General features: G+C 55.1%; 3 protein-coding genes. All 3 read right to left on the bottom strand.

The window, feature by feature from the left end:
• On the bottom strand, positions 1–569 hold a 569-nt coding region (locus B5D40_RS14020), incomplete at its 3' end, for an Rpn family recombination-promoting nuclease/putative transposase (protein ID WP_144319711.1).
• Between the two features lie 326 nt (positions 570–895).
• Entirely contained in the window at positions 896–1549 is a 654-nt protein-coding gene (locus B5D40_RS14015) for a hypothetical protein (protein WP_078777417.1), read from the bottom strand.
• Positions 1550–1557: 8 nt separating this feature from the next.
• On the bottom strand, positions 1558–9924 hold the full coding sequence (locus tag B5D40_RS14010; protein ID WP_234978177.1) for a LamG domain-containing protein: 8367 nt from the start codon (positions 9922–9924) through the stop codon (positions 1558–1560).
• Positions 9925–9966 lie beyond the last annotated feature (42 nt).

The following is a 9966-nucleotide window of genomic DNA, read 5'->3' as shown; positions in this document are numbered from 1 at the left end:
TGCTTGGTGGCGAAATACTGCATATACTCGCGGGTCGCCGCATCCTTGATTTCGGAGTACTTCTTAAATATATAGAAATTTTTGTAGCAGAGGTCCCCGAGCGAAATTTCCGGGCTGCCCCACTCGAGGTTCTGGGACCTGTAAACGGGCTTCCCCTTATGGAAAATGTCGTCCGGGCAGATGAACAGGATGTACTGCTCCTGGAGCTCCTCGTAGTCGACGCCCTTGGCCAGGGCGTCCAGGTCGCACATCCCCTGGTAATAGCGGGCGCGCTTGGGGAGTTCGCCCGTATTCGCCATCTGCAGCTCGATGTCAAAATAGCGGCCGGCGCGCCGTTCGCCCCCCGCGGCGGCGAGTTCCTCCCGGACAAGGACGTCGAGGCGGACGCTCTTGCGGAAGGGGTCCTCCTGGCTCGTCGCCTCCGCCACCACGGAAATTTTCTCGATGTCGATTTTCAGGACGTCCTGCAAGAAATCCTTGGCCACGTCCTCGTTGCTGAAGACCTTGCAGAACATGAAGTTGTCGGTGATGTCCAGCTCTTCGTACGGTTTGATTTTATATTCGGGCATTCTTCCTCGTTTTTTGGGTTTTTAAAAGGCCGCCTTTTCCTTTAAAACGCTTGAAGCGGGCCGATTGCTCCCTCTTTTTCCGAAAAACTTTGTTTACAAAATGCCGAATGCAATCCCCCACGGGAAGCAAAGGGTCCGAGTAGAGCCCTGTGAGTTGTTTTAGCCCGCAGTCCTTATCCCGGACATTCCTAACGATTATCGCGGCAACAAAATCTTTTTAGCCGATGCCGATAAAGCTCTAAAAATTGCTTTGGTAATGCTTCGACAAGCTCAGCAACCGTGCTTCGACTGGCTCACTGACAACTGAAAACTGACCACTACTGCCCTTATTTTACGTCGAACAGCGATTCCGGGAAATCCGAACGACCCTTGGCCTTCAGAATTTCCACGACCACCGTAGAGGAATCCCCCGAAGCAAGCCTCGTTACGATGGTCGCCCTGTTCAAAGTCCCCGGCAACGGGCAGGAATTGTCGCAGTATTCCAAAGCAGTGCGAGCTTCTGCGCCGTTTACCGGCAACGACATCCGGACGATTCGTTTTGACTTGGCCGAATAATAAAGAGTCGGTTTGGTATCCTCTTTCGGGACGATTTTCCAAAGGGAGCCCTCCTTGACCGGCGAGCGATAATCTCCAGGATTCCCCAACTGCGCCGAAATGTCCGCCGGGTTTTGTGGTGGCATATTCTGCGCCGGAAGGACTTTCCCGCTTTTCAAATCGGTGATTCTTGTACGGTTCCCGTTCTGCACGATTTTCATCTGGATGGCGGAAGATTTGACAATGGTGACAGACTTGTCCTTTCCCTTATTCAGGACGGAAGTTTCCACCGTCTGCGCCCCTTGCCCCGGAAGGGAAACCGTCGTCCGCATCAGCAGTTCGCAGGTGTCCGGAAAGGCGGATTTTTTCTGGTTGTCAAAGACCGCCTGCACGTCCAGCGCAAAAACCGGGAGTGCAAGGGCGAGTATCGAAAGTATCTTTTTCATTTTTTCTCCTACAGAAGGGAAAGCAAACTGGCGGATTTCAACGACCCGTTGATTTTTAAAGCCAGGTAAGTTGTTTTCATGTCCACGCCGCTCCAATCCACGGAAATGAGGTGTTCACCGGAAGAAAGTTTCCCATTGAAGAGCGACTGGACGGGAGTTCCCAGAATATTGACCAAGTCCAAGGATACGTCCGCCGAAATTCCAAGTTCCAGAAGGAGCCCATCTTCCGTCCGGGAAATGCGAGCAAGAGTGTCCGCTTCCCCATTGTCCGAAGCTTTCGTCGTATCGGCTGTCGGAAACGTTTCTGCGACAACCGAGAGAGGCGAAGGCCATTCCGGTTCGTTTCCGTAGATGCGGTTCCCGAGGGAATCGAATACGGCGACATTCGACGTTTCCAGCAGCTGAGCGGTCAGGCCGGCATGACTCGGATCGTCCGAGGCATCCCATGCGCTTTGCCAGCCGGGAAGGTGCAGGGCGAACTTGGCCACATCGCTCCAGAAGGTTCCCGGGCCTACCGAAGCCTCCCCATGGAGAGTCACCTGATAGCGTCCCGCACCCAGAGAGTCCATCCGAGCGGAAATTCCCGGCGGTAGGTAATACACGTCAAAAATGGGAGCGATTCCCTCCGAATAAAAGGAATAGCGGACATCGTAATTCTTGAGCACGATGCTTCCCACATTTTCCAGCTTCAGATGGATTTCGCTGGCCTGGGCGTCGTTTCGGGCATCTGCGGCGAGAATACGCACCTTGGTCTCGACCGAAGCCGAATCTTCCATTTCGACGCAGGAACCGCCGACAAGATTCTTTTCTGCATCCAGCACGACAATTCCCCAATCCTTTACAAAAGACGTCGCGGCATTTTCCACGAAGGACGGGTCATCCGAAGGGACCCAGGCAGAATAGTCCCCATTGTGGATGCCGAAGTGCGGCCCCTCGCCGTAGAAGGGGGAAGCTCCCGGAAGGATTTCCGTATCTCTAAAGTTCCATTCGACAAAGCCGGTCTGCGCACTTTCCCCGTGGACGGAAGGAGGAATTACGGACTGCGGATAATAGGCGTCGGCGACGACCTGCGCCGGGTCTTCCCCGCGGAAATAATAGCGGACGGCAAAACCGCGGACCGTTTCGTCTGAAGTATTGACGAGCTTTAGGCGAGGGCGAATGACCGAAGCGTCCGGGTAACCGTCAAAGCGAACGTACGATTCAATTTTCCGTTCCGGTTCCCCGAGGCCCGCACCCCATGCGATGTTCGAAGGAGGAGGCGTTTCCCCATCCGTCAAGGCGATTCCCGCGATTTCGACACCCGCCGGGAGGGAAAGGAAGAGCCGGTGTTGCCCTGCGGAAAGTGCAAGCCGGAGGTTGCCAACGGCGGAAGCCTCCCAGACGGGAGCCAATTGCAGAGTTCCAGGGCGGAGTGCGGATTGGGAAAGTCCGACTTTTACCGTTGCAGAGTTTGCCGTCACGGAACGCGCATACAGGATTATCCCGTAACTCCCGGCGGCGGGAATGGAAACCGGCACAGAGACGAAAGCATTTTCCTCTGCGGAATAGTAGCGGTTCCCCGCCACAGCGCAGGAAAATTGCGGTGACAAGCCTTCGGACACTTCCATGTCGCGAGCGGAAAGAACCACCGTGTGAACTTCCTTGCCGTCTTTATCGACGGGTGTCGCAAGTTCCTCGATCTCTTCTGCGGAGAGTGCTTCGGCATACATCCGGATGTCGGCGATGTTCCCGACGAAGGTTTCTTTTTCCCGCTTTCCTATGGAGAATGTTCCGTAAAGTTCGCGTTCAAGGGGTTTTGCGGCCAGCGCCTTTTTCAACTCCCCATCCACATAAAAACGGACCTGCGCCGAATCGACAGTCACGACGATATGCGACCAGGATTTCGGCAAGGGCAGCGCACCGGAAACGGAATAGGTTACGCCATTTTCCACAAGGCGCAAATCGCCGCCCCGCATTTCAAGGGAAATGTTCAGGCCAGAAGTTCCGACAAAACCCAGAACCCGGCGCCACGAGGAATCCTGCGCATAGCCACGCTTGATTCTCGCTTCAAAGGAATAGGCGTCCGAAGTTCCCAAATCCACTTTTCCGATTCCTGCGGCATTGTCGCCCGGATGGTAAAAATACAGACCGAAATCGGCAAGCCAGGGTTTGAAAAGATTCAGCTGGAGGTCGTGCCCCGTTCCCAGCATTTCGCCGGAAATTTTCCCCGAGCCTTCACCCGCCGGATACCAGAGCGCAAGGCTTGCCGGGTAGGGATAGAGCTTTTCGGAGCGGAAAATGCGTACCGAGTAATTGTGCCCGAAGTCTTCGGCGCGGAGCGAAAGGGAAAGCCTGCAACCGACGCAAGAGGCAAGCGTTTCCCTTGTCAGGTGAACATCCCCTTCGAGATTTCCCATTGAATCCGTTTCCAGTTCCCGATGAGAAAGCGTGTCACCTCCGAAGACCGCCGTCAAAAGAACTTTCGCAATTCCCGATTCGGTATCGGAGAGTCGCGCCTTTAGATGAAAATTGCGGTCGAGGCGTTGGGAGGATTCCTCCACCGCCATGCTGTCGATTTCAGGGCGCAAAGAATCCGTGCGGATTTTCGGGCCGGCAATCTGGAGTTCGCTCCCGAGCAGGGAAAAGCCCAGGAAACGGGAGTCATAGATGCCCGGCGGGATTTTCCGGGCAGAAACTTTCCCGTCGTAGATCAACGTGTCCGGGATTTCGCCGCAGATTTCGGCGACGGGCAAACCGCCCCCATAGAGCGAAAGGATTCCTCGACCGGGTTGGTTGCAGTTTGTTTCAAAAGCGAGATAGCCGTTGTCCAGTCCGAGCCAGAGCGAATCAGCGGGAACGGTGCAGGAAAATTCCGCAGGAACGGTTAGCGCCAAGGCCTTTGCCGAAGCGGTGGAGCGTTCCGCACCGGATGCGTCCAGGGCCACAGCGAAGAGGTAATTTGTGTCGCGTTCGGGAAGCGTTACACGCCAAAGTCCCGAAGAATCCGCCTTGTAAAAAAGCGAGGTAGCCGGGGTCCCATCATTCGATTCGTCCAGCAGGGAATCGTCGTCGGCATAAAGGTGGAAAGCCGTTGTGCCGGATACCCGGACAAGCCTATCCCTCGCCGTCGCCACCGCAGGGAGAATTTCCAAGCCGACTTCGGGAATGTTCGCCACGGAAGAATCCATGGCCGCAAAGACGGAAAAAGTTCGGGTCTCCGCCGAAATCAGGATGTAGCTGTAATCGTTCCCATAGCACTGCGGATCGTCCCAAACAGCGCAGGAGGCCGTGGTGTCTGCACCAGAAGCAGCCGGGGATCCGTCCGCCTTGAGGTAGCCGTACAAGGCGTTCTCCAATGGAACAAATTGCTTATTATCGAAGTCAATCTTGTACAAACGAAGCGTCTGCGGCGTTAGGCGGTTCCTCTCCATTTCCTCCCGAGAGATTTTCATCTGGACCCGGGGATAATCCGGTCCCGCAAATGTCATGGTCGGCAGCACTTCCATCACGGGACCTGTCAGGGGAACGTTTCGGAACACGTCGAACGGATAATCGCTTGCATCAGCGGTTCGCACGGTGACGCTGGAATCCCCCCGCAACGAGCCCTTCGGGAAGGTGACGCTCAAATCCCCGAAGAGCGATGATACTGTCGTTTGCGACTCGGGTCCGACCGGCGTTCCCACATACAAATCGTAACGGGAATAGTAAAAGGAGCCGCCGTCGCCGCCCCAAGTGAGCATAAACGTCGTATTTCCCTGCAAGCGGTTGGCATTGAACCACTTCAAACGGTAAAATCCGCTCTTTTCCACCGCTGTGTCCAAAATGGAATGGAAAACGCCCTCCTTCAAGTAAAAGAGATGGTAAGTCTTCCCGCCCGACAGATAGGAGGAAAGCTCGATAAATTCCGCAGGCCGGGCGATGGAATCGTTCGAGTGGTAAAAGATCGTCCTGTCCAGAGAATCGCGATTGCCTGCAATCGCAAAATGGGAATGGACCGAAGAATCGAGGTGCTGCAGCTCCGAGGATTCAACTCGAACATCTTTAATCCAGGGATTCCTTGTCCACGCCTTGTTCGCCGGGCCGTAATAAAGATTCTTGTCGGCGACGTCCCGTTGGCGAATGCCGCTCTGGTAGCGATACAGGCTGTAAAGGGAAAGCCGAGTGGAATCCGTCAGTGTCGGGAGTTTTGAAAGAGAGTCTAGCGTTTTGCGGTAAAGAACGGCGTCATTCCAGTCGAATGCCTTGACGCGGAGGGTATCCCCGGAATGTTCCACAACCCCCTTCTCTGTGCTGACGGCAACGGAAAAGGAATCCGTCCGAATTCCCTCCGCATTCAGTAGGGACTTCAACGTTCCCAGCGTATCCAGAGGAATGTAAAAGCTGCCGTTTCGGTAATTTTCCGGCGAGAGGATGTTCGACAGGGAGAGGTTCGCGATGGCCAGATTTCCACCGATTTTTCCCGGAATCACGCCCAAGGTCTCCAGGTTTGCCGGGTCCGAATAATCCGCAGGCGAATTGATCGCGTTCCTAATGATGCCTGTCGTATCCGTAAAGGCCCGGAGCCAAGTCGAGTCGCCGTAATCGCCATAGTAGTAGTGAACCTTGGAACCCGCAGCGTAAAACTTGAGGGAATCCCCTGTAGAAGCCGCAAAGGAAATCGGAGCCGGGTAGGGAACGTTTACTTTGTCGGGGACGCCGCTCCAGACCGTATTCCGCGCGACATAGAAATCCACGTAGCCGCCGGCGAAAAGAGGCGTTCGGATCTGCTCCGGTGCATCCGTCTTGCTCGTGTGCGAGACCTGGCAGCGTGGCTGCGGATTGCCATAGGCGGCGTCAAAATTTGTCTCCGGGGAATAATCACAACCGTCGATGCCCGCGACCGGCGTTCCCAACGCCAGAACTTGAAAATAGTCCGTTTCGGAAGGCGCACTGTAGAACTTCATGTCGAAATAGGATGGCTGTATGTAGGAGGAATCCTCGTCGGCAAAGAGGAACGTGTTCCCGCCGCCCGGAAGGACGTTGGCCGGGTAAAAGCGGAGACGCTGCATTTCGAACGGGGTCAGTTTTCCGTAGGAATGGTCCTTTTGCCAGCGAGTCCCGTCGAAATAGTTGGAGTCCCCGGGCAAGTTCTTTTCGGACAGGATTTTCAGGTAGCCGTCGGTTTTCCCGAAGATGGTCTTGTTCGCTTCGTCGAAACGGATAGTGCGGTTCACCAAATTGTCGTAGCCAAAATCGGCATCCCAATAGGAGTCGGGGATGGTGAACTTCATCCGGAATTTCATCATCCGAAATCGTTCGTTGCCGCAATGATCGGGCTTTATTTCACCCTTGTCCGTATAAAAATTGAAGTCGGAATTTCCAATCAATTCTACCCGGAACAAATTCAAATTGGGATTGTAATTTTCGGAATGGACGACTTTCCCGGCTTCATCCTGGCCGTATTCGCACAGAGTCGAAGATTCCCCACCCAAATCTTCTGCGCTGCAACCGCCCGCGGATTTTTCTTGGAAAAGGGCATAACCGCCGGCTTTAGGTTTGGGAATGAAATTCACAGAAGAATCGGAAATGTCCGTCAGTTTCCAGATAGCATAATCATCACATAAAGTTTTGAAGGCTTTCTCGTTCCATTCATGATCTTTTCTATAATCCAGCCAATCCCTGTTCATCACGGCGCACATTTTCACGGAGGCATTTTCGTGATCGGAATAGCCGTAGTTTTCGCCTGCGGGCATTTCAAAATCGATAAAGCCACTCCTTGAATTGGAAGTGAAGGTCAATAGTTCAGCACTTCGATGCGGCTGATTTTTTTCATCATCTATTTCACAAACTGTATTCGTTACCGATTCTATATGCCTGTCGATTTGATAGAGAATCACCAAGTCCAGCCGTTCCCGATGCCGCTTGAGCGCAAGGCTGAAACGCTCCGGTTTGTAACCGATGGCTTTTTGCGAACCGAAAACCGTCGCCGAAAAGGAAAGACTGTCGCGAATGTATTTGGGCAGGTATTTTCCGCCCAGTTCGGCGCGCACCAGATAGTCCGCCTCCGGAATGTAGCGATTCTTGCCGTCATCGTCCCGGAAGGCCTCGGCGATGTAAAGCTGCGGAGCGGAGGAATCGCCCGGGCGAGTTTCCATGTTCACAAGCGAACTCGCGTATCTCACGTTGAAATGGCTCGTCGCCGATTTCACGACGGATGTCCCCACTTCATTCGCCTCGATGATAACCTTGTATGTTCCCGAAACGGGCGCGACTCCGTTGATAGTCCCGTCCCATGTCGCGGAATAGGCCGTCGCCGAGGAATTTGCCTTGCATAACACGCTGTCCTGAAGAAGTTTCTTCGTGCCGTCGGGGGCTTCCACGTAGATTTTCACGAACGCATCCCGGTAAAGGACGCCATACTCGATGTTCATTTTCCCGAGTGCAGCAGTCGAAGTATCGATTCCGCCCTGCAAAGTGACAAAGTCGCCCAACGAATCGGCGAGCGCAATTTCAAGCGGCGGGAGTTTCAAATTCACGAAAGCCGTATCCAGAATGACAAAGGCATCCTCGGAGCCTGTTTGCACTGCCTCGGCGTAAAGCGTGATTTTTCCCGGTGCCGGATAGGCTCCCGAGCTCGTCTTTCCGTCCCATACATAATGCAGACTCTCATTTTCCGGGTTCACCGTCCAGCCCAAAAACAGCGGGTTCAAATATTCAGCCCCGCTTCCGAATTTTTGGGAAAATCCCGGTGCAGTCGCGGATCCGAAAAAAACGGGAATGCGGTTGGCGAAAGAGGAATCCTGCGATCCCTCGATGCGGAACATCCCCGAGGATTTGAACACGACGTGCCCGGAATTTCCCGAAAGGGACATCGCACTATCAGCCTTATCCATGGGTCGGAAATACGGATAACCGGAGAGAGTCTCCGAAAGGATGGCAGACGCCCCTAGATCCATCGAGGAAAATTCTACTGAGCAGCCTCGTTCCAAAGTGGTGCCGCCCGGCCCCTCGCAGGTCGTGCCGAAAGATTCCGAATCAAACCGGACGCGGATTTCGTCCGTCCCCGCAAAACCCTTCCAGCGCAAGTGCCAGAGCGAATCCTGCCAGTAGAACCAGACGCCCTGTTGCAGGGTCGTATCCGACGGTGATCCCGTAAAGGGGCTCGCGTAAATATTTTCGCTGGAAATATCGAAAATGCCCACGCCCCGGGAATCTTCCGCATAGAGGCGCACAAGGCTTTTTCCCTTGATATTTCCGTCCAGGCGCACATTTACAGACAAGGAATCCGATCCGACGGTCATCGAATCCCGTAAAGCGTTCAAAACGATATTTCCCGATGCAGTCGAGTCGCCGAGCAAGAAATACACTTCGGCGGAATCCGTCCGCCATGGGCAAGAATCGCAAGCGCGAACGCCCAATTCAATAACATAGGCACCTTCCAGGCAGGTTTCCGCCAAGGCACAGCGGTCCAGGTAGCCCAGCACTCCGGACGAGCTTTGCGAAAGTCTGGAAATGTGAGAGGAATCCGCAGAACGGTTCCCCGCGACAACGGACATCCCGGCGGAGCGCCATTCCCCAGCATCCGCAGCGCGGTAACGCAAGCGATAGACCACCGATTCCTCGTTTTTCGACCCGTCCGGAGGAGCGATTCCCGAAATGGCGAGCATCTCTGCCGAGACCATACTCCCCTTCGGGAAAGTGATTTCGGGATAGCGGGAACCGACGTAGAAAAGGTCCGTCCGCACGCCAGCATTCCCAGCGGCATCCAGACAGACGGTCTCCAAGTAACGCTTGCCGTTTTCCCGCCCCACTGCCCCCGAATCGATGGGGAATGTGATTTTTCCCGAATGCAGCAAGCTGTCCGCGATGGGCATCCAGCCGCTGGCGGTCTTCCCCATAACGCGATAATGGCAGCGCATCCCCGTCCGGTTGGAATCGACATCCCCGCTTTCCGAGACGGCGATTTCCGCCGAGAATTCCCGGACGGAATCCGGATAGACGAGACGGCGGCTCACAAGGCTTTCAATTCGCGGGGCCGTCCGGTCAATCCGCAGCTTTTTCGGTGCCGCAAAGGTCGCCCGGTTCGAAGCTTCGTCCCGGGCAGTCGCACGAACTAGGTAGTCGCCGTCGGAGAGCCTCAAGCCGGACATTTCCGTCCAGCGGAAATGCGCCGAATCCCCCGAGAGCCACAGGGAATCTCCCACGCGGTCCACGGCGGCGGTGTCGGGGATATGCAAAAATGCGAAGTTCACCCGGACAGAGGCACTGTCCCGACCGGCGAGCGCTTCGCTGACGGTGTAGGCGACGGAAAGCAGGCTGTCGTCCGAAACGTAGGCGAACCCTTCCCGGCGATGGGGACGCTCCAGCGACGCGTATTCCCCGACGGCGGAGGCACCTTCGGGAACGACGGCACCCACCGTGTCGAACTTCAGGACGGGAGGGGTCCTGTCCACCCGGAA

It is taken from the genome of Fibrobacter intestinalis, assembly GCF_900167415.1.
In the GTDB taxonomy this organism is placed as follows: domain Bacteria; phylum Fibrobacterota; class Fibrobacteria; order Fibrobacterales; family Fibrobacteraceae; genus Hallerella; species Hallerella intestinalis.
The sequence above is the reverse complement of the archived record's forward strand: the minus strand, read 5'-3'. Positions and strand labels throughout refer to the sequence as shown.